The organism is Kitasatospora sp. LaBMicrA B282, assembly GCF_050325825.1.
Taxonomy (GTDB): Bacteria; Actinomycetota; Actinomycetes; order Streptomycetales; family Streptomycetaceae; genus Kitasatospora.
This window is the reverse complement of sequence record NZ_JBNQTI010000071.1, coordinates 1-23,597: the sequence shown is the minus strand read 5'-3', so window position 1 is coordinate 23,597 and position 23,597 is coordinate 1. Positions and strand designations below refer to the sequence as shown.

Here is a 23,597-nt window from a genome sequence, read left to right as displayed (position 1 = left end):
GGCGAGTTGGGTGACGATGGGCTAAGTTGTATAGCCAACTTTCCCCGCAGTGGGACCCTTTCTGCTGCCGGTGAGCGATTCGTGAACGGGGACTGTCCGGGGCCCGAACAGCTCGCTACGCCCCGGCAGGTGATCTCTCGTGCCCCGGCGGGTGATCTTCCGTGTCCCGGGTCGTAGAGTGCGGACATGACGGATGGCGCGGTGCTGCACATCAAGGGCCGGATCCTGGTCGGTCCGGACCAGGTGCTGGACGAACTCTGGGTGCTGGACGGGCGGGTGAGCCACCAGCCGCCGAGCGGCGCCCGGGACGTGCGGACGATCACCGGGTGGGTGCTGCCCGGCCTGGTCGACGCCCACTGCCACGTCGGCCTGGACGCGCACGGCGCGGTCGACGAGGCGACCAGCGAGAAGCAGGCGGTCACCGACCGCGACGCCGGCACCCTGCTGATCCGCGACGCCGGCTCGGCCGCCGACACCCGCTGGGTCGACGACCGCGAGGACCTGCCGAGGATCATCCGGGCCGGCCGGCACATCGCCCGCACCCGCCGCTACATCCGCAACTACGCGCACGAGATCGAGCCCGGCGACCTGGCCGCCTACGTCACCCAGGAGGCCCGGCGCGGCGACGGCTGGGTCAAGCTGGTCGGCGACTGGATCGACCGCGAGCGCGGCGACCTGGCCGCCTGCTGGCCGGGCGACGCGCTGCGCGAGGCGATCGCGGCGGCGCACGCCGAGGGCGCGCGGGTCACCGCGCACTGCTTCGCCGCCGAGTCGCTGCCCGACCTGCTGGCCGCCGGGATCGACTGCATCGAGCACGCCACCGGGCTGACCGAGGAGCTGATCCCGCAGTTCGCCGAGCGCGGCGTGGCGATCGTGCCGACCCTGGTCAACATCGCCACCTTCCCCGAGCTCGCGGACGGCGGCCAGGCCAAGTTCCCCGCCTGGTCCGACCACATGCGCCGGCTGCACGAGCGCCGCTACGACACCGTCGGCGCGGCGCACGACGCGGGCATCCCGATCTACGTCGGCACCGACGCCGGCGGCTCGCTCGCCCACGGCCTGGTCGCGGCCGAGGTGGCCGAGCTGACCAAGGCCGGCCTGAGCGCCACCGAGGCGCTCTCCGCGGCTAGTTGGGGAGCCCGGGCGTGGCTCGGCCGCCCCGGCCTGGAGGAGGGGGCGCCGGCCGACCTGGTGGTCTACGCCGCCGACCCGCGCGCCGACGTCCGGGTGCTGGCCGACCCGGAGCTGGTGGTGCTGCGCGGCCGCCCGATCGGCTGATCTCCCGGCAGGGCACGTCCGTCGGTGTGGGCCGATAGGGTGATCACCATGGCACCGCGTCCCTTGCACGAGATCGTCGAACCCGGCTGGGCCCAGGCCCTCGAACCGGTGGCCGGGCGGATCGCCGCCATGGGTGACTTCCTGCGCGCCGAGCTGGCCGCCGGGCGCACCTACCTGCCGTCCGGGCCGAACGTGCTGCGGGCCTTCCAGCAGCCGTTCGCCGACGTGCGGGTGCTGATCGTCGGTCAGGACCCGTACCCCACCCCCGGGCACGCGATCGGCCTGAGCTTCTCGGTCGCCCCCGAGGTGCGGCCGATCCCGGCCAGCCTGGTCAACATCTACCGCGAGTACGGCCAGGACCTCGGCTTCCCGCAGCCCGCCAACGGCGACCTCACCCCGTGGACCCGGCAAGGGGTGCTGCTGCTCAACCGTGCCCTGACCACCGCCCCTGGCCGGCCCGCCGCGCACAGCGGCAAGGGGTGGGAGGAGGTCACCGAGCAGGCGATCCGCGCGCTCGCGGCGCGCGGCGGCCCGCTGGTGGCGATCCTCTGGGGCCGGCCCGCGCGCAACCTGCGGCCGCTGCTCGGCCAGGTGCCGGCGATCGAGTCGGTGCACCCGAGCCCGTACTCGGCGGACAACGGCTTCTTCGGCTCGCGTCCGTTCAGCCGGGCCAACGAACTGCTGGTCCGCCAGGGTGCGCAGCCGGTGGACTGGCGGCTGCCGTAGCGGTTTGCTGAGGGTGGTTCAGTTCCACCGCGTTCCCTGGGAGGCCCTCCGTGACCACGCCTGACACTCCTGACACACCGGACACTGCGTCTGCTGCTGTGTCCGCTGCTGACTCCGCTGCTGCGTCTACTTCTGCACCTGCGCCGAAGGCCGTCGCCGTGGCGGCCTCGGTGCTCGGCGGGCCGGCGGCCGGACTGGCGGTGGTGGCCTTCGGGCTGCTGATGCTGCTGCTGGCGGCGATCGGCTGGGACGGCACCAGCGGCCTGCCCAACCTGACCCAGACCGCGCCGGCCCTGGTCACCGCGCTGCTCGGTGCGGTGATCAACCCCGACCACACGGTCAGCCGCCGGACCTGGAACGGGCTGGCCGCCGCCGCGCTGGTGGCCGCCTGCTCGGCCGGGCTCGCGGTGGTGGTCTTCCCGCGGCACGTGGACGCGCTGCCGGCGTTGACCGCCTCGGTCGCCGCCTTCGCCGGTCTGTACGTGAACACCAGCAAGGTGACCCACACCGGCGCCGCATAGCCGCACTCGTACAAGTCGCGTAGCCGTACTCGTGCAAGTGGCACTCGCAGAGCGTGAGGGTGCCATTTCGGACAGTCGGTTCACATGCTGGTTACACAAGAGGAACAACGGGGAAACGGCGGCTTGCAACGCTACGCGGGCACCCACCGAGACATTGCGAGGTAACCGCCGTGGCTATCAAGGCCGAGTACATCTGGATCGACGGCACCAAGCCGACCGCCAAGCTCCGCTCCAAGACTCGGATCCTGGCCAACGCGGACAAGCTGCCGACCTGGGGCTTCGACGGTTCCTCCACCAGCCAGGCCGAGGGCCACGCCTCGGACCGGGTGCTCGAGCCGGTCGCCTCCTTCCCGGACCCGATCCGCGGCGGCGACAACATCCTGGTGCTCTGCGAGGTCTTCGAGACCGACGGCACCCCGCACGTCTCCAACACCCGCGCCCTGCTGCGCCCGATCGCCGAGCAGTTCGCCGCTCAGGAGTCGATCTTCGGCATCGAGCAGGAGTACACCTTCTTCAAGGGCTCCCGCCCGCTCGGCTTCCCCGAGGGCGGCTTCCCGGCCCCGCAGGGCGGCTACTACTGCGGCGTCGGCGCCGAGGAGGTCTTCGGCCGCGAGATCGTCGAGCTGCACCTGGACCGCTGCCTGACCGCCGGCCTGGCGATCTGCGGCATCAACGCCGAGGTCATGCCCGGCCAGTGGGAGTTCCAGATCGGCCCGGTCGACGCCCTGACCGCCTCCGACCACCTCTGGGTCGCCCGCTACCTGCTCTACCGCACCGCCGAGGAGTTCGGCATCGACGCCACCCTGGACGCCAAGCCGGTGCGCGGCGACTGGAACGGCGCGGGTGCCCACACCAACTTCTCCACCAAGGCGATGCGCGAGGGCTACGACGCCATCATCGCCGCCTGCGAGGCCCTCGGCGAGAGCCAGGAGAAGGTCCTGGAGCACGTCAGCCAGTACGGTGACGACATCCAGGCCCGCCTGACCGGCAAGCACGAGACCGCCCCGTGGAACGTCTACTCCTACGGCGTCTCCGACCGCGGTGCCTCGGTCCGCATCCCGTGGCAGGTCGAGGTCGAGAAGAAGGGCTACATCGAGGACCGTCGCCCGAACGCCAACGTCGACCCGTACGTGGTGACCCGCCTGCTGGTCAACACCTGCTGCGCGGCGCTGGAGAAGGCCGGCCTGGTCTGAGCCTGCTGATCCGGCTCTGCTGATCCGGTTCTGCTGATCTGACGCCGCTGCCCGCCCACTCGATGTCGTCGAGGGGCGGGCAGCGGCGTTCCTCTGTTTTCGTCCGTGTTCTCCGGTGTTCTCCCGTCGGTGCGACCGCACCGCCTCACGCCGTCGCGGTCCGCAGCCGCACCGTCCGGGAGAGCAGCGCGGTGACCGCCGCCCCGGTGAGCCCGAGCACCGCGCACGCCCACCAGAGCGCCGCCGCACCGAGGTTCGCGTACACCGCCGAGCCGAGCACCAGTGCCGCGAACCGGGCCAGCCCGCGGGCCCAGCCCGAGGTGCCGGAGTAGCGCCCCTGCATGCCGGCCGGTGCCAGGTCGGCCACCACCGAGGCGTACAGCCCGCTGGCGCACACCTCGCCCAGGCTCCACACCACCACGGTGAGCACGAACGCGGTCGGGGTGCCGGCGACGCCGGTCAGCGCCAGACCGGCGGTCACCAGGGCACTGGACACCGCCCAGAGCCGGACCCGGTCGACCCGGGCCAGCAGCGCCGTGGCGAACGGCTGCAGCGACACCACCAGCGCCGCGTTGACCGCCGCGGCCAGGCCGAAGACGGTGGGCGGCAGGCCGTGGTCGCGGATCGCCAGCGGCAGGGTGAACTCGCTCTGCGCGTACACCGCTTCGCCGAGGATGATCGGGCCGAGCAGGGTGAGCAGCAGGCGGTCGCGCAGCACCGCGCGGTAGCCGGACGGCGCGCTCGCGGCTGCGGGGGCGGGGGCTGCGGCTGCAGGGGAGGGGGCCGCTGCCGCGCTCTCGGGGGCCGGGTCCGCTGCGGTGGCCCGGGGTGCCGGGCGGCCGGCGTCGCGCGGCAGCCGCAGCGCCACCACCGCCGCGTAGCCCAGGCAGGTGCCCGCGTCCAGGGCGAAGAGCAGCCCGTAGCCGTGCTCGGCCAGGAAGCCGCCGATCGACCCCGCCACCGCCGTGCCGACGTTGATCGACCAGTGGAACAGCCCGAACGCGACCCGCCGCCGCTGCGGCCCCGCCTCCTGGGCCACCACCGCGCTCACCGCCGGGAAGTGCAGGCTGCCCACGGTGCCCAGGGCGAGCGCCGCCAGGGTCAGGGCGGGCAGGCCGTGGGCGGCGTACAGCAGCCCCTGGGCGGTCGCGGTGCCCAACATCCCGGTGACCATGGTGAGGCGGCTGCCGAAACGGTCGGTCAGCGTGCCGCCGAGCACCGGGCCGACCAGCCCGCCCGCGCCGAGCGCGCCCAGGACCAGCGGGATCCGGTCGGTGGGCAGGTGCCGGGCGCCGAGGAAGAAGACCAGGAACGGCAGCACCAGGTTGCCGATCCGGTTCATCGCGGTGCCGCCGAGCACCACCCAGAGCGGCTCGCCGAAACCGCGGAACCGGGCGAGCACGCCGGTGGCGGGCGGGGTGGGGGCGACGGGTGCGGGGGCGACGGGGGCGACGGGTGCGGGGGCGGCGGCCGTGGTGGCGGCGCCCGGTACGGTGGTGGAGGGGCAGGCGGGGGCGCCCACGGCCGCGGGCGCACCGACCGACCGGGAGGTCATGGAGGTCATGCCGGGAATCCTGCGCTGGCCGCTCCGGTTGGACCATTCATTCAGGCAGGGCTGAATCCACGGGGGGTAACCGGTGCTGGAGCTGGGGTTCTCGGCCAACGACCTGGCGCAGACGCGCCTGGCGTACTCACCGCTCTGGGAGGTGGTCACCAGCCTCCGGGTGCTGCGCTCGCCCACCGCCCGCCCGCTGCACCGCCGTTGGGCCGAGCGGACGCGGCCGAAGCTGGCCGCCGCCGGCCTGACCGACAGCCTGCTGCTCGACCTGGTCCAGCCGCACGGTTACATCCCCGACTTCCTCAACCCACCGCCGCCCTCGACCACCCCCAGCGCCCGCGCCGACCTGGCCCTGGAGGCCGAGCTCGCCGTGCTCGCCACCACCGCCCCCGAGCGGATCCGGGCCGACCTGGTCAAACTGGCCGTCAGGACCCCGGCCGTGCAGGAGCTGGAACACGACCCGGCGGCCGGCCTGGCGCGGCTGCTCGACGAACTGCGCCGGTACTGGGCGGTGGTGCTCGCGCCGATCTGGCCCCGGCTGCGCACCGTGCTGGAGGCCGACCTGCTGCACCGCTCGCGCCGATTCGCCGCCGAGGGCGCCGCGGCCGTGCTGAGCGGGCTGACCAGCGACGTCGAGTGGCAGGACGAGATGCTGCGGCTGCCGCGGGCGTTCTGCGGGCACTCCGGCGGGCTGGACGGGCGCGGGCTGCTGCTGGTGCCCTCGGCGTTCGTCGGGCCCTCGGTGCTGCTGATCACCGCGCAGCCGGAGGCGGTGCAGCTCTGCTACCCGAGCCGCGGGGTCGGGGTGCTCTGGGAGCAGCCGGCGGTGGCGGTGCCGGACGCGGTCGCCGGGGTGCTCGGGCGCTCCCGCGCGCTGCTGCTCGCCGAGCTGACCGGGCCGGCCTCCACCACCGAACTCTCCCGCCGCACCGGGATGTCGGCGGGCGGCGTCTCCCAGCACCTCACCGCGCTGCGGGCGGCCGGCATCGTCACCGCCCACCGGGCGGGGCGCTCGGTGCTCTACGAGCGCACCGGGCTGGCCGACTCGCTGCTCAGCGCGGCGGGGTGAGCGGGGGCGGCCCGGTCAGCGGGGCGTAGTCGCCGGAGGTCACTGGGCTTGTCGCCAGGGGTCACCGGCTCGTCGTCGTCAGGCAGTGCTCCAGGGCCGCCACGAAGGCGTCCACCGTGGCCCGGTCGCGCACCGCCACCCGGAGCCAGTCGGTGCCCAGCCCCGGGAAGGTGTCGCCGCGGCGCACCGCGAAGCCGGCCGTCCGCAGCCGCTCGCGGACCAGCGCCGCGCCCGGCAGCCGGAGCAGCACGAAGGAGGCGGCGGGCGCGCCGGCCACCTCGACCCCCGGCACCCGGGCCAACCGGTCCAGCAGGTGGGCCCGGTCCGCGCCGAGCTGCCGGGCGGCCGCCGCCGCCTCCGCCAGCGCCGGCTCGGCGCTGCACAGTTCGGCGGCCAGCAGGCCCAGCGAGGAGACCGGCCAGAGCGGCTGGGCCCGGCCCAGTTCGACGACCAGCTCGGCCGGGGCCAGCAGGTAGCCGATCCGCAGCCCGGCCAGCCCCCAGGTCTTGGTCAGGCTGCGCAGCACCACCAGTTGCCCGGGCAGGTCCCGCCGCCCGGCCAGCGACTCGGGCTCGCCGGGCACGGTGTCCATGAACGCCTCGTCCACCACCAGGGTGCGGCCCGGCCGGGCCAGCGCGGCCAGGTCCGCGGCCGGGTGCAGCACCGAGGTCGGGTTGGTCGGGTTGCCGACCACCACCAGGTCGGCGTGCTCCGGCACCGCGGCCACCGCCTCCGGGGTCAGCCGGAAGCCGTCGGCCGGGTCGAGCAGCACCCGGTGCACCGTGACCCCGGCATCCCGCAGCGCCGCCTCGGGCTCGGTGAACTGCGGGTGCACCACCACCGCGTGCCGCGGGCGCAGGGTGCGGGCGAGCAGCACGAAGGCCTCGGCGGCACCCGCGGTGAGCAGCACCTCGGCCGCGGGGCGCGCGTGGCGGGCGGCGACGGCCGCGTGGGCGGTGCGCTGGTCCGGGTAGGCGGCGAGCTCGCCGAGGGCGGCGGCGAGGGCGTCGCGCAGCCAGCGGGGCGGGGTGCCGGTGCGCACGTTGACCGCGAGGTCGACCAGGCCGGCGGCGCGGACCTCGGCGTCGCCGTGGTGGCGGAGGTCGGGCTCGGGGGCGGGGGTGGGGTCGGAGATGGGGTCGGGGTCGGGGGTGGGGTCGGAGATGGGCTCGGGGTCGGGGGTGGGGGCCGGTTCGGTCGCCGGGGTGGGCAGGCTCGCCAACGCCACCGTCGACCTGGCCGACTTCCGCTTCGCCAGCAGCAGTTCGCCGCCGCCCAGTAGCGCCGCCGCCTCCGCCACGCTCGGCGTTCCGGTGGCCGTGAGCACCGCGGCGGACGGGTTCGGCACCGGCACCGCGGCCAGCTCGCCCGCCGGGTGCCCGACCAGCGGCACCCCGAGCCGGCGCGCCGCCGCCAGCAGTCCGGGTTCGCCGGCCCGCTGCTCGACCGTGGCCAGCCGCCGCACGGCGGCCGTCGCCAGTCCGGCCTCGGCCAGCGCCGCACCGATCAGTTCCAGCAGCTCGCCCTCGGCCACCCCGGCGCTCGCCCCGACGCCGACCACCACACCGCCCTCGGCAACATCCAACGCGCTGTACTCCCTCTGTGCCGTCCACCCTGGGACCCCGGAATCCCACCACGCGGTCCTGGGCGAGTCAATCGATCACCACGGCCCGGGTGACGTGGCAGGCTGGAGGCGAGCCCCGCCCCGGAGGACGCCCGTGTCAGGTTGCCGCCCGCTGCTGTCCGCCGTCATGGCTGCGCTGGTCCTGTCGCTCGCCGGGTGCGTCGACACCGGCCCGGCGCCGGTCGCCCCGGCGAGCGTGAGCACGTCCGCGGCGTCGGCTGCGTCGGGTACTGCTGCCGGGGTGCCCAGGCCGGACCACGTGCTCGTGGTGGTCCTGGAGAACCACGCCTACGGTCAGATCATCGGCAATCCCGACGCCCCCTACCTCAACGACACCCTCAAGGCGGGCGGCGCCGACCTGACCGACTCACACGCGATCACCCACCCCTCCGCGCCCAACTACTACGCGCTCTTCTCCGGCAGCACCCAGGGCCGCACCGACGACAGCTGCGTCCCCGTCGGCTCGCTCACCACCCCCAACCTGGGCGCCGAGCTGCTCGCCGCCGGTCGCTCCTGGGCCAGCTACAACGAGGCGCTGCCGGCCCGGGGTTCGACGGTGTGCAGCAGCGGCGAGTACGCCCAGAAGCACAACCCGTGGTTCGGCTTCGGCAACGTCCCGACCGCCACCGCGTACACCTTCGCCCAGTTCCCGGCCGACTACACCAAGCTCCCCACGGTCGGGTTCGTGATCCCCGACCTGTGCGACGACATGCACGACTGCTCGGTGGCGACCGGCGACACCTGGTTGCGGAACAACCTCGGCGGCTACGCGAGTTGGGCGCAGAGCCACAACAGCCTGCTGGTGGTCACCTTCGACGAGGACGACAACGGCCCGGCGAACCTGATCCCCACCCTGCTCTACGGTCAGCCGGTGCGCCCCGGGAGCTCCTCGGCCACCGCTTACACCCACTACTCCCTGCTCCGCACCCTGGAGGACCTCGCCGGCCTGCCCGGCCACGCGGGCGCCGCGGGCGCGGCCGAGGACATTGCGGGGATCTGGCGCTGATCCGTCCGTGTTGCTCAACTCCGAGGCAGGGTGGCCAGCAACTTCGCCAGCAGCCGGGCCAGTTCGGCCTGCTCTTCGGCTCCCAGGGCGGCGTCCACCAGGCCCTGCTCGTGCCGCAGCAGGTCGCCGACCGCCGCCTCGACCGCCGCGTGGCCGGCCGCCGTCAGCTCCACCGGGACCGCCCGGCTCCCCGGCTCGGCCGACAGCCGCCGCACGAGCCCGCCCCGCTCGGCGCGGTCCACCCGCTGGGTGACCGCGCCGGCGGTGATCAACGAGCGGGCGGCCAGCTCGCGCGTACTGAGCCGGTAGGGCGGGCCGGCCCGGCGCAGGGTGCTGAGCAGGTCGAGGGTGGCGTCGTCCATCGCGACCCGGGTCAGGGTGCGGCGGCGGTCGTCGGTGAGCAGCTTGGCGGCCTGGCGGATCCTGGTCAGGATCGGGATCGAGCCGACCGGCAGCTGCGGCTGCTCGCGCTGCCAGGCCCGGGCGATGGCGGCGGCGAGGTCGTCCTCGGGGTCGCCTGTCGGGTCGCCTGTTGGGTCGCCTGTTGGGTTCGTCATGGTGCTAGTCTGCCAGTCGACGTTTAGGCCTAAACGAGGGGGAGCGCAGATGCGCCAGATCATCGTCACCGGCGGCGGCACCGGCATCGGACGGGCGGTCGCCGCCGCCTTCGCCGCACAGGGCGACCAAGTGGTGATCACCGGCCGACGCGCCGCCGTCCTGGCCGCCACCACCGCCGAACTCGGCCCGTCCGTACGGGCGGTGGCCTTCGACGCGGCCGACCCGGCCCAGGTCGAGGCCGCCCTGGCCGACCTGCCCGACCAGGTCGACGTCCTGGTCAACAACGCCGGCGGCAACACCGACATCGGCGCCGAACGGGCCCCCGGCCTGGCCGGCCTGGCCGCCGCCTGGCAGGCCAACCTGCACGCCAACCTGCTCTCCGCCGTCCTGGTCACCGCCGCCCTGCGGGACCGACTGCGCACCGGCGGCACAGTGATCAACATCAGCTCGATCGCCGCCCACCGCGGCGGCTCGGGCTCCTACGGCGCCGCCAAGGCCGCGGTCGAAGCGTGGACCCTCACCCTGGCCCAGGAACTCGCCCCGGCCGGGATCACCGCCAACACCATCGCCCCCGGCTACATCGAGGACACCGAGTTCTTCGGCCCCGGCATCTCACCCGAACGCCGCGCCTGGAACATCACCAACACCCTCAACAAGCGCCCCGGCACCCCCGCCGACCTCGCCGGCACCGCCCTCTACCTCGCCTCCCCCGCCGCCACCCACCTCACCGCCCAAACCCTCCACCTCAACGGCGGTACTTTCAGCGGCCGCTGAGGGCACCGGGTGCAAGGGGCCACCGATACCCCGCCCGCCTGCCGCGGTTGAGGCCCGGCCTGCCCGGCCTGCCCCGCCGCCGGTGCCGCCTGACGCCCGTGCCCCAGTCCGCCCGCGTGGCCGGAGCTGGCGCTGCGCCGTCTGGCCCGCATCTCGCCGCGCCCGTACGAGCGAGCCCGCGATTGGTGCCCGCCCCACCCTCACCCATGCTCGCGCCGCCGCTCCGCCCGTCCCCGGGGCGCGCGCCCGGACCTCGCTTCGCTCGGTCGGGCGCCTGCCTGCGGTTGGTGCCTGCCCCCAGCCAGACTCGCGCCGCCGTGCTGTCCGCACCCCTGCCCCGCCCGGACCTCGGTGCTCTCGGTCGGGCCTGCCTGCAGTCCCGCACACGCCTCCTGAGCGGCTCGCAGGCGCCCGCTACCCGTCCCTCGCTTCGCTCGGGCGGGGAAGCGGTGGTCGGGCACCTCTGGCGCGGCGTTGGGTGGTCAGGCCGCCGTGGGATCCGTTTCGGCGGATGTGGGCGCGGCCGCGCGCTTCGGCAGCGAGTCAGTCTCACGCGCCGGAAGTCGGCGTCCCCTACTTCTCCGCCACCCCTAGGCCGTCTCTTTCGGATCTCGCGTCTCAGCTCTCGGCGGGGGTGGCGGGCTGGTCTGCTTGCCGGGAATCGGATCGCCATCAACGGGGTTGGTGGGGCCATGCGAGCGATTCAGGTGTACGAAGTGGGCGGTCCCGAGGTGCTGCAGGAGGCCGAGGTGGACCAGCCGCGGCCGGGTCCGGGCGAGGCGATCGTGGAGGTCGCCGCATCCGGGGTCAACTTCCTCGACGTCTACCACCGCGAAGGCCGGTACAGCCTCCCGCTGCCCTTCACCCCGGGCGCTGAGGGCGCCGGCACGGTCGTCGAAGTCGGACCCGGCGTCGCTGACGTCGCAGTCGGGGACCGGGTCGGTTGGGTGGAGATTCCCGGCACGTATGCCGAGCGTGCCGTCGTGGACTCCTCCCGGCTGGTGCCGCTGCCCGACGATATCGGCTTCGAGACAGCCGCCGCCGTGCTCCTCCAAGGCATGACCGCGCACTATCTCGTCAAGGACGCCTACCCGGTTCAGGGGGGCGACACGGTGCTCGTGCATGCGGCTGCTGGTGGCATGGGGCTGCTTCTGACCCAGCTCATCACCCATCTCGGCGGCAGGGTGATCGGCACGACGTCGACCACGGCGAAGGCCGAGCTGGCGAAGCGTGCCGGGGCCGCCGAGGTGATCCTTTCCTCCGCAGTCGACGATCTCGCAGCCGAGGTGAGGCGGCTCAACGGCGGTCAGGGACTGCCGGTTGTCTTCGACGGCGTCGGCGCGCACACCTTCGATGCGAGCCTCGCCAGCCTGCGAACCCGCGGTCATCTCGTGCTCTTCGGCGCGGCAAGTGGTGCCGTGCCGCCGTTTGATCCGATTCGGCTCGCCCACGGCGGTTCGCTGACCCTGATCCGGCCCAGCCTCGGGGACTTCATCGCCGATCGGTCCGAACTGCTCCGACGGGCCGCCGAAGTGTTCGAGTGGGTGCGCTCCAAGGCGCTTGAGGTCACCGTGACGGGCCGCTACGCATTGTCCGAGGCCGCCCAGGCCCACAGCGATCTGGAGGCTCGGCGTACCACCGGCAAGCTGCTCGTCATACCCGATGCGGCCGCTACTGGACGCCGGGAGGAGACGCAGCGCTGATCCCCGACAGCGTCAGGCACTCAGCAGGCCAAGATCAAGTTCTGGCGGGTTTCTGGCCTATCTGGGTCACGCCTCTTCAGGATCCCTCAGTCGAGACCCGGCTCTCCCGTCCACAACCTCCCGGGACAGAGACCTGCCCGACGAGACCGCCCCGACCTGCGCCGCCTTCCTCGTCCGGGCGACCGCCTGGTTCGCATCCCACGGCATCACCGTCGAACGCTAGCCCCCCGCCCCCGCTGCCACCCCCACGAAGCGCTCGGCCATCGCCGGTGCCCCCGCCCAGTGGAGGTGGAGGTAGCTGGCGTGGACGTTGGCCGTGGTGAAGCCCTCGCGGTGGGGGGTGCCGGTGGGGGTGCGCCAGGCCCAGGCGGGGGCGGGGCCGGCGGGTGGGGTGCAGGTGGTGCGGTGGAACTCGTGGCCGCGGGCGCGGGTGCCGGTGGTGGCGAGGGGGCTGTCGTGCAGCGCGACGGCCTCGCGGTAGCCGAGGGTGAGGCGTTCGGTCATCCGGGCCGTCGTGTCGAGCACGCCGCACATCGGGCGGCCGTCCAGTTCGCGTCCCAGGTAGAGCAGGCCGGCGCACTCCGCGGCGATCGGTGCGCCGGTGGCGGCCAGGTCGGTGATGGCGGTGCGCAGGGGGGCGTTCTCGCTCAGTTCAGCGGCGTACACCTCGGGGAAGCCGCCGCCGATCACCAGTCCGGCGACCCGGTCCGGCAGGGTGGTGTCGTGCAGCGGGTCGAAGGGCAGCACCTCGGCGCCCGCCGCGGCCAGCAGTTCGGCGTTCTCGGCGTACGCGAAGGAGAAGGCGGGGCCGGCGGCGAGGGCGATCCGGGGGCGGGCGGCGACCGGGGTCACCTCCGCGGCGGGGTCCCAGGCGGGTGCGTGCAGCGGGGGTGCGGAGCGGGCCAGGGCCAGGACCGCGTCCAGGTCCACCGAGGCGGCGATCAGTTCGCCCATGTCGTGCACCGCGCGCAGCGCCTCCGCCGAGCGCTCCACGACCGGCACCAGGCCGAGGTGGCGGGAGGGCGTGGCCACGGCCGCGGTGCGGCGCACCGCGCCCAGGACCGGGACGCCCGAGCCCTCGGCCAGGGCCTCGCGCAGCAGGTCCTCGTGGCGGTCGGAGGCGACCCGGTTGAGGATCACCCCGGCGAGTCGCACCTCGGGGTCCCAGGAGGCGAAGCCGTGCACCAGCGCCGCCACCGAGCGGGACTGCGCCGAGCCGTCGACGACCAGCACCACCGGGGCCCGCAGCAGCTTGGCGACCTGGGCGGTGGAGGCCAGTTCGCCGCGCCCGGAGGCGCCGTCGAACATGCCCATCACGCCCTCGACCACGGCCAGGTCGGCACCGGCCGCGCCGTGCTTCAGCAGCGGGGCGATCAGCTCGGGCCCGCACATGAAGGCGTCCAGGTTGCGGCCGGGGCGGCCGGTGGCCAGGCCGTGGTAGCCGGGGTCGATGTAGTCGGGCCCGACCTTGTGCGGGGAGACCTTGAGGCCGCGCGCGGTGAGCGCGGCCATCAGGCCGGTGGCGACGGTGGTCTTGCCGGCGCCCGAGGAGGGCGCGGCGATGACGACCCGGGGGAGGTGCGACACAGCGGAGGTTCCTACCACTCGATCCCGCGCTGGCCCTTGCGGCCGGCGTCCATCGGGTGCTTCACCTTGGTCATCTCGGTGACCAGGTCGGCCAGTTCGAGCAGCGGCTCGGGCGCGTAGCGGCCGGTGATCACCACGTGCTGGTTGCCGGGGCGGTTCCGCAGCACCTCGACCACCTCGGCCACGTCGACCCAGCCCCAGTGCATCGGATAGGTGAACTCGTCGAGCACGTACAGCCGGTAGGTCTCGGCAGCCAGGTCGCGCTTGACCTGCTCCCAGCCCTCCTTGGCGGCCTCCTCGCTGGAGTCCAGATCCCGCTGCACCCAGGACCAGCCCTCGCCCATCTTGTGCCAGACGACGCTGCCGCCCTCGCCGGAGGCGCCCAGCACCTTCAGCGCGTTCTCCTCGCCCACCTTCCACTTGGCGGACTTGACGAACTGGAACACCCCGATCGGCCAGCCCTGGTTCCAGGCCCGCAGCGCCATCCCGAAGGCGGCGGTGGACTTGCCCTTGCCGGGGCCGGTGTGCACGGCGGTGATCGGCTGGGTGCGGCGCTGACGGGTGGTCAGGCCGTCGTCGGGGACGACCTCGGGCTTGCCCTGCGGCATCAGGTCACGCTGCCTTTCGCGAGGAGGGGGAGGGGGAGAGCGATCGGTGCGCGTGCACCAGGGCGGCGACGCCCTCGGCGCGCAGCTCGTCCAGGGTGACGGCGGTGGCGTTCAGCCGGGTGGCCAGGGTGCGGGCCAGGCCGAGCCGGACCGGGCCCGACTCGCAGTCCAGCACCACGGCCGCGGTGCCCTGGGCGGCCAGCAGGCCGGCGGCCCGCTCGGCGTCGGCGAGTGCGGCCCGGCCGCCGGTGGCCCGGCCGTCGGTGACCAGCACCAGCAGCGGCCGGCGCAGCGGGTCGCGCAGTCGCTCGATCCGCAGCACCTCGTGGGCCCGCAGCAGTCCGGCGGCCAGCGGGGTGCGACCGCCGGTGGGCAGCCGGTCCAGCCGGGCGGCGCCGACCTCGACCGAGGAGGTGGGCGGCAGGGCCAGTTCGGCCCCGGCACCGCGGAAGGTGATCATGCCGATCTTGTCCCGGCGCTGGTAGGCGTCCATCAGCAGCGAGAGCACCGCGCCCTTGACCGCGGTCATCCGCTGCCGGGCCGCCATCGACCCGGAGGCGTCCACCACGAAGAGCACCAGGTTGGCCTCGCGCCCCCGGCGCACCTGCTCGCGCAGGTCGTCGCCGCGCAGCAGCAGGGCCCGCCCGCTGCGGCCGCGGGCCACCTGGTGCGGTGCGGCGGCCTGCAGGGTGGCGGACAGGTGCAGCCGGGTCAGCCGGCCCTGGGGGCGGCGGGCCCGGATGGTGTGCCCGCTCTCGGTCTCGGCGGGGGAGCGGCGGCCCTGGGCGCCCCGGCCGGTGCCCGGCACCCGGAAGAGCCGGGTGCGGTACGGGTCGCCGGCCGCCACCGGAGCCGACTCGCGGGCCGGGCCGGGGGCGGGGCGGGGCAGCGCGGGGGCGGGCTCGGCGTCGGCGGCCGTGTCGGCGGTGGTGTCGGGGGTGGCGGCGGGCGGCTCGGCACGGTCGGGGGCGGGGGCGCCGCCGCCGTTCGGGCCGTCCGGGCCGCCGTCGGGTCCGTCGCCCGGCCCGCCGTCGTCCGGGGAGTCGGGCGAGTCCGGGGAGTCGGGCGAGTCCGGCGCCTCCGGCGGCTCGGGCTCCGCCTCGGGCTCCGGGTCGCGGTGCTCGCGCAGCGCCCGCTCCAGCTGCTCCTCGTCCAGCCCGGGCGCGTCGAACGGGTTGCGCCGCCGGCGGTGCGGCAGCGCCAGCCGGGCGGCCTGCCGCACGTCGTCCTCGGTGACCGCGGTCCGCCCGGACCAGGCGGCCAGCGCGACCGCGGTGCGGGCCATCACGATGTCCGCGCGCAGCCCGTCCACCTCGAACGAGGCGCAGACCGCGGTGATCTGACGCAGCGCCGCGTCGCCCAACCGCACCTCGGGCAGCAGCGCGCGGGCGGTGGTGATCCGCGCGGCCAGCTCGCGCTCGGCGTCCGCGTAAGCGGCGGCGAAGCCGGTCGGGTCGGCGTCGAAGGCGAGCCGGCGGCGCACCACCTCGGCCCGCTCCACCGGGTCCCGGGTGGCGGCGATCTCCACGGTGAGCCCGAACCGGTCCAGCAGCTGCGGCCGCAGCTCGCCCTCCTCCGGGTTCATCGTGCCGACCAGCAGGAAGCGGGCCGCATGCCGCACCGAGACGCCCTCGCGCTCCACGTAGCTGCGGCCCATCGCGGCGGCGTCCAGCAGCAGGTCCACCACGTGGTCCTGGAGCAGGTTGACCTCGTCGATGTAGAGCACGCCGCGGTGCGCCCGGGCCAGCAGGCCCGGCTCGTACGCCTTGACGCCCTCGGCCAGCGCCCGCTCCAGGTCCAGCGAGCCGACGATCCGGTCCTCGGTGACGCCGACCGGCAGCTCGACCAGACTGGCAGGCCGCTCGGCGGCGGCGCCGGGGTGCGGTCCGTCCGGGCACTGCGGGTCCGGGGCGGTGGGGTCGCAGGCGAACCGGCAGTCGGCGACCACCGCGATCGACGGCAGCAGCCCGGCCAGCGCGCGCACCATGGTCGACTTGGCGGTGCCCTTCTCGCCGCGCACCAGCACCCCGCCGACGGACGGCGAGACCGCGTTGAGCAGCAGGCCGAGCCGCAGGTCCGCCATCCCGACGATCGCGGTAAACGGGTATCGGATGTCGGTCACAGGCGGTCACCCTCCATTGCGCGCGCCGCAGGCGCTCCCGGCGGGACGAACGGCAGCGCGCCGCCCGGTCCGCCCTCGATCAGCCGCCACAGTGCGTCCGTGTCGGAGTGCTCCTCGATCAGATCCCCCAGCCGGTCCAGCCGCTCCTCCCGGGCGGCCGCGAAGCAGGTGTCCGGGGCCGGTACGAAGGCCCGGCCGGCCAGCGCCGCGACCTCGCGCAGGAAGGCCCGGCGGAAGCCGTCGTTCTCCAGCGCACCGTGCCAGGTGGTCCCCCAGACGGACCCCTCTCGGCAGCCGTCGAGGCTCCGTCCTTCGTCATCGGAGATGAACCTGTCCCCGCCGTCCACCGTCACCACGCCGTGGTGGATCTCGTACCCCTCGACCCGCTCGCCGTAGGCCTCGCCCACCGGCCGGCCGAGCACCTTCTCCCGTCCGAAGACCACCTCGGTGGGCAGCAGCCCCAGCCCGGGCACCTCGCCGGCGCCGGACTCCACCTCGTCGGTGATCCGCCGCCCGAGCATCTGGTAGCCGCCGCAGACGCCGAGCACCGGGCGCCCGGCCGCGGCCCGCTCGCGCAGCGCCGGCTCCAGGCCGCGCTCGCGCAGCCAGGCCAGGTCGGCCACGGTGGCCCGGGTGCCGGGCAGCACCACCAGGTCGGCGTCGGCCAGCTCCTCGGGGCGGGTGGCCCAGCGGACCAGCACCCCGGGCTCCTGGGCCAGCGCGTCCAGGTCGGTGAAGTTGGACAGCCGCGGGAAGCGCAGCACCGCCACCCGCAGCACGTCCGCGCCGACCGGGCCCGCCGAGGCCCGGTCCACCACGCTCGCCAGGTCCAGCGAGTCCTCGGCGTCCAGCCAGAGCCCGGACAGCATCGGCAGGGTGCCGAGCACCGGACGGCCGGTCAGCTCGTGCAGCATGTCCAGGCCGGGCTTCAGCAGCCGGGCGTCGCCGCGGAACTTGTTCACCAGCCAGCCGGCCACCAGCGCCTGGTCCTCGGCGCAGAGCAGCGCCAGGGTGCCGAACATCGCGGCGAACACCCCGCCGCGGTCGATGTCGCCGACCACCACCACCGGCAGCCCGGCGGCCCGGGCCAGGCCCATGTTGGCGATGTCCCCGTCGCGCAGGTTGATCTCGGCCGGCGAGCCGGCGCCCTCGCAGACCACCACGTCGAACCGGCGGCGCAGGTCGGCCAGGCACTCCAGCGAGCGCTCCAACAGGTAGGGCTTGCGCTGCCGGTAGTCCAGCGCGCCGACCTCGGCGATCGGCCTGCCGAGCAGCACCACCTGGCTGCGGCCGTCCGCGCCGGGCTTGAGCAGCACCGGGTTCATCGCCGCCTCCGGCTCGACCCGGGCGGCCTGCGCCTGCATCACCTGGGCCCGGCCGATCTCGGCGCCGTCCAGGGTGACCATCGAGTTGAGCGACATGTTCTGCGCCTTGAACGGCGCCACCTTGACGCCCCGGCGGACCAGCCAGCGGCAGATGCCGGCGGTCACCACGCTCTTCCCGGCGTCCGAGGTGGTCCCGGCCACCAACAACGCGTTGCTCACGTGCGTCCCCTCCGCGACAGCGACAGCACGGCGGTCCGCACCGCCACCGTGGTCCCCAGTGCCAGCAGCCCGACCCGGCGGGAGAGCCGGCAGGCGCGTTCGATGTCGGTCACCGCGACCGGGCGCAGCTCGGCGCCCAGCACCGGGCGGTGCTCGGTGCGCTCCCCATACTGCAGGGTGCCGCCGAGCCGCACCCCGAGCGCGCCGGCGAAGGAGGACTCGGCCTGGCCCGCGTTCGGACTGGGGTGCGCGGAGCCGTCCCGGCGCCAGACCCGCCAGGCCCGGTCGCGCTGCTCGGCGGCGGCCACGGTGAGCAGCGCGGTCAGCCGGGCGCCCGGCCAGCCGGCCACGTCGTCCAGGCGGGCCGCCGCCCAGCCGAACCGGCGGTAGCGCGGGGACTTGTGACCAACCATCGCGTCCAGGGTGTTGACCGCGCGGAAGGCCAGCAGCCCGGGCGCGCCCGCGACCGCACCCCAGACCAGGGCGTTGACCACGGCGTCGGCGGTGTTCTCGGCCACCGACTCGACCACCGCGCGGGCGATCTGCTGCTCGTCCAGCGCGCTCGGGTCGCGCCCGCACAGGTGCGGCAGCCGGCGGCGGGCGGCGGCCAGGTCGCCGGCCTGCAGCGCGGCGCCGACCGTGCGGGCCTCGCGGACCAGCGAACTGCCGCCGAGCACGCTGAAGGTGGCACCGGCGGTCAGCAGGGCGGTGCCCGCGGCCCGTTCGCGGCCGAGCAGTCGGGTGAGTCCGTGGGCGCCGGCGGCGACCGCGCCCACGCTCAGCGCGGTGTGCAGGGCGCCCGCGCCCCGGTGGTCGCGCCACAGCGTGCGCTCCAGGCGGCCGGCGGCCCGGCCGAAGAGTGCCACCGGGTGGCCGCGTTCGGGGTCGCCGAACCGGGCGTCGGCGGCGTAGCCGGCCAGGGCGCCCACGGCGTACGGCAGCGCGCGGTGGAGTACCCCCGCCATCTGTTGCGTGTCCTCACTCAGGGTCCGCGCCCTGGATCGACGTGACCGGCGGCGAGAGTCTCCTGGCTCCCCGGGTGGTTGACGCACGCCCGGGCCTTCCCGCGGCCCTGTGACGGACCGCCGTGACCGTGTGTCGGGCGTGCTCCCGGTGACAGTGGCGGGACCGCGCCGGATTCGCACCGGCTTCCTCTCCTTGCCTCCGTTCGGCCCAAGGATCCCATCACGCCCGCGAAGCGGGAGTCAACCAGGTCACCGGCCGTCTTGCTCACACGAGGTCACCGGCGGTCGCCCGGGGTCACACCAGCGGGCCGCGGGCCGGAAGCGTGAGGACCTCCGATCCCCGGTGCAGGTCGTGGGGGCCGCGCTGGTGATTCGTCCAAGGGCGGCAGACGGCCCAGAACCCGGCTTCGTGCGTTCAGCGGCTGGGGGCCCGGCGGCCCCGGCCCTAGCGTCGGCGCATGCGAAGAAGCCGGCCGCCGGCCCCCACCCCGGTCCCGTTCTCCCCGCACGCCGCGCGCGAGCACCGGGTCCTGCTCGGCCTGACCACCGACCAGGTGGCCCACGCGCTGGCCGCGCACGGGGTGCGACTGCTGCCCACCCACGTGGCCGGCTGGGAGAACGGCGAGATCCGCCCCACCGAGGACGAGCTGATCGCCCTCGGCCGGGCGCTCTGGTGCCCGGCGGCCGAACTGATGGGCACCACCCCGGTCGCCCTGCGCGACTTCCGGGTGGCCCGGGAACTGACCCAGCAGCAGGCCGCGAGCCGGATCGGCATGGGCCTGCGCGGCTACGCCGCCGCCGAGCTGAGCGGGCGCTGGACCGGCGACCCGGAACAGAGCGCCGCCCTCTGCGAGGCGCTCGAGGTGAGCCTGCGCGACCTGGTCCGGCTGCAGGGCGCGGACGCCGAACTGGAGCAGCGGGTGCGCCAGTGCCTGGACGGCCGCTGGCAGGCCCAGCTGAAGCCGGTGTCCCGCCTCCTCCCGGTGCCCGCGGACACCCTGGCCGGGGTGCTCGCGGCCCTGCAGAACGAGCGCCAGGCCACCAGCGGCCACTGGGGCACCGGCAACTGGGGCGGCCCCGCACCCGCCACGGGCCAGGCGACGGAGGCGGGGGCGTCCCCGGTCGACCGCTTCTGGTCCCTGCTGGCCCGGCGCTACCGGGGCGCGCTGAAGGTCTGAGGCGGGCGTGGGCGGGGATCCCGCTGGGGCGGCCGGCGTGGCGGGCCAGGTGTAGGTGAGGCAGGTGAGCTGCCGCTGCCCGGACGGCGGCGCTGCGGTGGCCGGGTGGGCGGGGGCGGGGTGGACTGGGACGGTCGTCTCCGAATCCCAGACACCGAATCCCAGACACCGAATCCCAGACACCGAATCCCGGTCACCACCGTGGGGAGAGCCATGCGTTGGGGAACCGCCGCCGTCGCGGCCACCGCCGTCGCCGCCGCCGCGGGTGCGGCCGTCCTGCTGATCGGGCGCCGGGTCTCCGACCTGAGCCTGCGCCCCGAGCTCGCCGAGAGCGGGGCGCCGGTGGGCGAGCCCGCGCTGCGGGTGCACCGGGTGGGCGGGGACGAGGTGGAGCTGACCCGCACGGTGGCCGCCGCCCGGCGCGGCCGTTACGCGTTGGACTGGGCCGGCGGGCACGCGGTGGTCGGCCGGGTGCTGCGGACCGGCCCGCAGACCGTGACCCGCCGGCTGGAGCTGACCGCCGGCAGCCCGTTGCAGAGCGGTACCGAGGTGGAGCTGAGCCCGCGGGTGCTGCGCGGCGACCCGGCCTCCGCCTGCGGGCTGGACTACCTGGACGTGCTGGTGGACGGCGAGCTGGGCGCGCTGCCCGCCTGGTACGTCCCGGCGGTGCGCGGCACCTGGGTGATCGCGGTGCACGGCCGGCTGGCCGACCGCCGCCAGGCACTGCCGGTGCTGCCGCTGCTCAGGCGGCTGAAGCTGCCCGCGCTGGTGGCCAGCTACCGGGGCGACCAGGGGGCGCCCGCCTCGCCGGACGGGATCGGGCACTTCGGCGAGACCGAGTGGCGCGACGTCGAGGCGGCGATCCGGTTCGCCAAGGAGGCGGGGGCCGGGCGGATCGTGCTGTACGGGTGGTCGATCGGCGGGGCGACGGTGCTGCGCTGCGCCGCGGAGTCGGAGTACCGGGGGGAGCTGGCCGGGCTGATCCTGGACTCGCCGGTGCTGGACTGGTCGGCCTCGGTGCGCGGGGTGGCGGCCCGGTCGGGGAAGGTGGGCGCACTGGCGGGCCGGCTGGGCGCGTTGGCCGCGGAGGGGCGCACGGGGGTGGACCCGGTGGGCTTCGACCGGCTGGCGGCCGGCACCGACCTGGCGGCCCCCACGCTGCTGCTGCACAGCCCGCAGGACACGGTGGCGCCGTTCGCCGACGCCCGCCGGCTGGCCGACCGGCGGCCCGACCTGGTGAGCCTGCGCCCGATCCCGGGCGCCGCGCACGCCGCCCTGTGGAACGCCGACGCGCACGCCTACGAGGAGGCCCTGCGCCGGTTCCTGACCCCGCTGCTCTAGCCTCCGGCCCGACCCCACTTCCAGCCGACCGGGTGGCTGTTTCCCGCCGTTTCCCGGCGTTTCCCGCGCCCGTCCCACCGCCGACCGGCCCCGCGGCGCCCCACCGCCACGAACCGCGCCGGGGGTGCCCGCCGCCCGCCGGCCGCCCTCGGTCGCCCCCCGGCCGGCCCCGGATGCACCCGTTTGCCCCGGTTTGCTGCCCCCGCCGCACCCCCGCCGCACCCCCGCCGCACCCCCGCCGCACCCCCGTTCCCCGCGCTCTGCCCACCTTGCTCCGGCTTCGTGATCTTTCGCCGGGGTTCCCCGGTACTTCCGCCGTTTCCCGCCGGTTTCCCCTGGGGAGCGCACTGGGTCACCCCTTGACCACGGTCCGTGGCACCGCTACTGTCGTGCACAGGTCACCGGGCCATCGCCGGGCCCGGTTTGGCCGTTCTTGCCCCGAGTCGCTCGGCCCAGCCACCCCTCGCTGGCGAAGACGCGCCGAACTCGATGTGACAGAAGCCCGGTACACGGGGAAGACTGCACGGCGTGACGTCTCGGAATCCGCGCGACCGTGATGCCCCGCTCCCGCCGACCTCGGGTACCGGCGCGACGGTGACCCGCCTACCCGGCACGGCCCGCCGCGCCGAGGTGGTGCAGCCGGGCCGCCCCGCCGCCCGCAGGCGCACTCCCAAGCCCGCCCCGGGCCGCGGCCGGGTGCCGCTGCCCGAGGGCTTCCCCGGCCCCGCCGAGCTGGCCCCCGCGGCCCGCCTGATGCTCGCCGACGCGGTCCGGGTCGCCCGCTGGGCCGGTGAGCTGGCGGCCGTCGACAAGCGTGGCGAGCTGCTCCCCGACGACGCCCGGGCGGCCGGTCGGGCGTTGGCCATGACGGTCGGCGCCGCGGCCAAGGCCTGGGGCCAGGCCCTGCTGGTCGGCCTGGTCGAGCTGCGGGACGGCGGCGCCGGCCCGGGCTGGCGGCTGCACGCCTGGGAGCACGACGACGAGGCGGTGCTGCGCGGCTGGTCCGGGCTGTTCGACGCCTGGACGCTGCTCGCCCCGGTGCCGCCGGCCGCGCTGCGCGGGGTCTTCGCCGTGCTGGCCGGCCAGGCCGTCGACCAGGCCCCGCAGCTGCTCTCCTTCCTGCACCTGGTGGACGGGCCGGTGGTCGAGTCGGAGCTGCTGGAGCTGCTCCGCCGCGGCCTGGACGAGCGCCGGATCGGCGCCGGCTCCGGCTTCGCCACCCTCTCCCCGGTGCCGCACGCGGCCTCCGCGGTCTCCGCGGTGCGCGGGACCTGCCGGGAGCCGCAGGTGGACACCCCGGCGGCCACCTCCGACATCGCCGCGGTGCTGGACTGGATGCTGGACGGCCTGGCCGCCGTCGGCGCGCTGACCCGGGTGGACGCCGCCGCCGAGCTCTCCCGGCTCGGGCACTGGGCGGTGCGGGCCAAGCTGGAGGAGATCTGCACGGTCGCGCAGACCGCGGCCGGTCACATCGAGCAGGGCGCCCTGGAGCTGCTGGACGCCTGCGCCCACTACACGCCCGGCCCGGCCCGCGCCGAGTACCGGGCCTGGGTCGCGGCCCGGCCCGCGGACCGCGCGGTGGCCGAGCTGCTGGAGGCCGCCCGGGGCGAGGACGCGCTGCTGCGCGGGCTCGCCTTCGAGGCGCTGCGGGTGGCCGGCGGCACCGCCGAGCAGGCGGTGCGCGCCGCCACGGACGAGCCGGTGCTGCGCCCCTACGCGCTGCTCTGGCTGGCCGAGCAGTCGGAGGAGGACGGGGTGGTCCCGTCCGACGTGCTGAGCGCGGAGGACGCCGCCTGGCTCTGGGTGGACACCGCGGCCGCGGTGCTGGACCACGGCGAGACGGAGCTGCTGGTCGGCCACGTCGAGGGCGCCAGCGCCGGCGACCCGGTCCGGCTGTTCGCCCGGGCCCGGCAGTCGGGGCACGCCCGCGCCGCCTCGGTGCTGACCGCGGTCGCCGGGGTGCACCCGGACCCGGCGGTGGCCCGGGCCGCCCGCCGCTCGGCCTTCAGCGTCCACCACGGCGGGGCCTGACCGCCAACCCCCCCGGCCGGGACCCCCAGGACGCCCACCGGGCCGCCCTCAGGACGGCCTCCAGGACCCCGCCCCCGGACGCCCGGCACGCTCCCGGGAGCCACGAACGCCGCGGGACCCGAAAAAAAGAGGGAGGGGGGGGGAGGGGGGTGGGGGAGAGGGGGGGAGGGGTGGGGAGGGGGGGGGGGGGGGGGGGGGAGGAGAGGGGGGG

Annotated in this window: 19 protein-coding genes and 1 riboswitch; of the genes, 11 read left to right on the top strand and 8 right to left on the bottom strand. The window is 75.5% G+C overall.

Annotated elements, in window-relative coordinates:
- The first annotated feature begins 186 nt into the window (after positions 1 to 186).
- The 4 genes from ACQRUO_RS20750 (at position 187) to glnII (ending at position 3,718) form a co-directional block, all read left to right on the top strand.
- Positions 187 to 1,278 (top strand): amidohydrolase family protein, encoded by a 1,092-nt coding sequence (locus ACQRUO_RS20750; protein WP_428317486.1) that lies wholly within the window; start codon positions 187 to 189, stop codon positions 1,276 to 1,278.
- A gap of 48 nt (positions 1,279 to 1,326) precedes the next feature.
- On the top strand, positions 1,327 to 2,004 hold the full coding sequence (locus tag ACQRUO_RS20745; RefSeq protein ID WP_428317485.1) for a uracil-DNA glycosylase: 678 nt from the start codon (positions 1,327 to 1,329) through the stop codon (positions 2,002 to 2,004).
- A 158-nt stretch (positions 2,005 to 2,162) separates the two neighbouring features.
- Positions 2,163 to 2,525, top strand: a complete 363-nt coding sequence (locus ACQRUO_RS20740) for a hypothetical protein (protein WP_428317484.1) — start codon at positions 2,163 to 2,165, stop codon at positions 2,523 to 2,525.
- Between the two features lie 170 nt (positions 2,526 to 2,695).
- The gene (glnII, locus tag ACQRUO_RS20735; protein ID WP_428317483.1) at positions 2,696 to 3,718 is read left to right on the top strand and encodes a glutamine synthetase; all 1,023 of its coding nucleotides are present in this window, start codon (positions 2,696 to 2,698) and stop codon (positions 3,716 to 3,718) included.
- Between the two features lie 145 nt (positions 3,719 to 3,863).
- Here glnII and ACQRUO_RS20730 read toward each other — a convergent pair whose 3' ends face one another.
- Positions 3,864 to 5,282: an MFS transporter gene (locus ACQRUO_RS20730; protein WP_428317482.1), complete on the bottom strand. Its 1,419-nt coding sequence runs from the start codon at positions 5,280 to 5,282 to the stop codon at positions 3,864 to 3,866.
- Positions 5,283 to 5,355: 73 nt separating this feature from the next.
- Between ACQRUO_RS20730 and ACQRUO_RS20725 the strand changes: the two genes are divergently transcribed.
- Positions 5,356 to 6,345 (top strand): ArsR/SmtB family transcription factor, encoded by a 990-nt coding sequence (locus tag ACQRUO_RS20725; protein WP_428317481.1) that lies wholly within the window; start codon positions 5,356 to 5,358, stop codon positions 6,343 to 6,345.
- Between the two features lie 61 nt (positions 6,346 to 6,406).
- Here ACQRUO_RS20725 and cobC read toward each other — a convergent pair whose 3' ends face one another.
- Positions 6,407 to 7,930, bottom strand: a complete 1,524-nt coding sequence (gene cobC / locus ACQRUO_RS20720) for an Rv2231c family pyridoxal phosphate-dependent protein CobC (RefSeq protein WP_428317480.1) — start codon at positions 7,928 to 7,930, stop codon at positions 6,407 to 6,409.
- Positions 7,931 to 8,096: 166 nt separating this feature from the next.
- Here cobC and ACQRUO_RS20715 point away from each other — a divergent pair, with 166 nt between their 5' ends.
- On the top strand, positions 8,097 to 8,975 hold the full coding sequence (locus tag ACQRUO_RS20715; protein ID WP_428317479.1) for an alkaline phosphatase family protein: 879 nt from the start codon (positions 8,097 to 8,099) through the stop codon (positions 8,973 to 8,975).
- A gap of 14 nt (positions 8,976 to 8,989) precedes the next feature.
- Here ACQRUO_RS20715 and ACQRUO_RS20710 read toward each other — a convergent pair whose 3' ends face one another.
- Positions 8,990 to 9,532, bottom strand: a complete 543-nt coding sequence (locus ACQRUO_RS20710; protein WP_428317478.1) for a MarR family winged helix-turn-helix transcriptional regulator — start codon at positions 9,530 to 9,532, stop codon at positions 8,990 to 8,992.
- Positions 9,533 to 9,581: 49 nt separating this feature from the next.
- Here ACQRUO_RS20710 and ACQRUO_RS20705 point away from each other — a divergent pair, with 49 nt between their 5' ends.
- Entirely contained in the window at positions 9,582 to 10,307 is a 726-nt protein-coding gene (locus ACQRUO_RS20705) for an SDR family NAD(P)-dependent oxidoreductase (protein WP_428317477.1), read from the top strand.
- A gap of 692 nt (positions 10,308 to 10,999) precedes the next feature.
- Positions 11,000 to 12,010 (top strand): quinone oxidoreductase family protein, encoded by a 1,011-nt coding sequence (locus ACQRUO_RS20700; protein ID WP_428317476.1) that lies wholly within the window; start codon positions 11,000 to 11,002, stop codon positions 12,008 to 12,010.
- Positions 12,011 to 12,229: 219 nt separating this feature from the next.
- Here the strand turns inward: ACQRUO_RS20700 and ACQRUO_RS20695 are convergent, their stop codons facing one another.
- Genes ACQRUO_RS20695 through ACQRUO_RS20675 form a run of 5 tightly spaced genes read right to left on the bottom strand, consistent with a single transcriptional unit; the run spans position 12,230 to position 18,836 of the window.
- Positions 12,230 to 13,597: a cobyrinate a,c-diamide synthase gene (locus ACQRUO_RS20695; RefSeq protein ID WP_428317475.1), complete on the bottom strand. Its 1,368-nt coding sequence runs from the start codon at positions 13,595 to 13,597 to the stop codon at positions 12,230 to 12,232.
- 11 nt (positions 13,598 to 13,608) lie between these two features.
- Positions 13,609 to 14,205 (bottom strand): cob(I)yrinic acid a,c-diamide adenosyltransferase, encoded by a 597-nt coding sequence (cobO, locus tag ACQRUO_RS20690; protein ID WP_428317474.1) that lies wholly within the window; start codon positions 14,203 to 14,205, stop codon positions 13,609 to 13,611.
- A gap of 4 nt (positions 14,206 to 14,209) precedes the next feature.
- On the bottom strand, positions 14,210 to 16,288 hold the full coding sequence (locus ACQRUO_RS20685) for a putative cobaltochelatase (protein WP_428317503.1): 2,079 nt from the start codon (positions 16,286 to 16,288) through the stop codon (positions 14,210 to 14,212).
- 35 nt (positions 16,289 to 16,323) lie between these two features.
- Positions 16,324 to 17,871, bottom strand: coding sequence for a cobyric acid synthase (locus ACQRUO_RS20680; RefSeq protein ID WP_428317473.1), 1,548 nt, complete (start codon positions 17,869 to 17,871; stop codon positions 16,324 to 16,326).
- Positions 17,868 to 18,836 carry a cobalamin biosynthesis protein gene (locus ACQRUO_RS20675; protein WP_428317472.1) on the bottom strand — a complete coding sequence of 323 codons (969 nt, stop codon included), beginning with the start codon at positions 18,834 to 18,836 and terminating at the stop codon, positions 17,868 to 17,870. The genes ACQRUO_RS20680 and ACQRUO_RS20675 overlap by 4 nt, the downstream gene beginning before the upstream one ends.
- A 56-nt stretch (positions 18,837 to 18,892) precedes the next feature.
- A riboswitch (cobalamin riboswitch) is annotated at positions 18,893 to 19,025 on the bottom strand.
- A 269-nt stretch (positions 19,026 to 19,294) separates the two neighbouring features.
- Between ACQRUO_RS20675 and ACQRUO_RS20670 the strand changes: the two genes are divergently transcribed.
- From ACQRUO_RS20670 to ACQRUO_RS20660, 3 genes are all read left to right on the top strand, one after another.
- Positions 19,295 to 20,014, top strand: a complete 720-nt coding sequence (locus ACQRUO_RS20670; protein WP_428317471.1) for a helix-turn-helix domain-containing protein — start codon at positions 19,295 to 19,297, stop codon at positions 20,012 to 20,014.
- 213 nt (positions 20,015 to 20,227) lie between these two features.
- Positions 20,228 to 21,355 carry an alpha/beta hydrolase family protein gene (locus ACQRUO_RS20665; RefSeq protein ID WP_428317470.1) on the top strand — a complete coding sequence of 376 codons (1,128 nt, stop codon included), beginning with the start codon at positions 20,228 to 20,230 and terminating at the stop codon, positions 21,353 to 21,355.
- 594 nt (positions 21,356 to 21,949) lie between these two features.
- Positions 21,950 to 23,386, top strand: a complete 1,437-nt coding sequence (locus ACQRUO_RS20660; RefSeq protein WP_428317469.1) for a hypothetical protein — start codon at positions 21,950 to 21,952, stop codon at positions 23,384 to 23,386.
- The last annotated feature ends 211 nt before the right edge of the window (positions 23,387 to 23,597 follow it).

Coding starts and splice junctions, on each gene's coding strand:
- ACQRUO_RS20715 (WP_428317479.1), top strand. CDS start 8,097: ATGGCTGCGCTGGTCCTGTCGCTCGCCGGGTGCGTCGACACCGGCCCG.
- ACQRUO_RS20685 (WP_428317503.1), bottom strand. CDS start 16,288: ATGGCGGACCTGCGGCTCGGCCTGCTGCTCAACGCGGTCTCGCCGTCC.
- ACQRUO_RS20675 (WP_428317472.1), bottom strand. CDS start 18,836: ATGGCGGGGGTACTCCACCGCGCGCTGCCGTACGCCGTGGGCGCCCTG.
- ACQRUO_RS20665 (WP_428317470.1), top strand. CDS start 20,228: ATGCGTTGGGGAACCGCCGCCGTCGCGGCCACCGCCGTCGCCGCCGCC.
- ACQRUO_RS20670 (WP_428317471.1), top strand. CDS start 19,295: ATGCGAAGAAGCCGGCCGCCGGCCCCCACCCCGGTCCCGTTCTCCCCG.
- ACQRUO_RS20700 (WP_428317476.1), top strand. CDS start 11,000: ATGCGAGCGATTCAGGTGTACGAAGTGGGCGGTCCCGAGGTGCTGCAG.
- ACQRUO_RS20730 (WP_428317482.1), bottom strand. CDS start 5,282: ATGACCTCCATGACCTCCCGGTCGGTCGGTGCGCCCGCGGCCGTGGGC.
- ACQRUO_RS20750 (WP_428317486.1), top strand. CDS start 187: ATGACGGATGGCGCGGTGCTGCACATCAAGGGCCGGATCCTGGTCGGT.
- ACQRUO_RS20710 (WP_428317478.1), bottom strand. CDS start 9,532: ATGACGAACCCAACAGGCGACCCAACAGGCGACCCGACAGGCGACCCC.
- ACQRUO_RS20705 (WP_428317477.1), top strand. CDS start 9,582: ATGCGCCAGATCATCGTCACCGGCGGCGGCACCGGCATCGGACGGGCG.
- cobO (WP_428317474.1), bottom strand. CDS start 14,205: ATGCCGCAGGGCAAGCCCGAGGTCGTCCCCGACGACGGCCTGACCACC.
- ACQRUO_RS20745 (WP_428317485.1), top strand. CDS start 1,327: ATGGCACCGCGTCCCTTGCACGAGATCGTCGAACCCGGCTGGGCCCAG.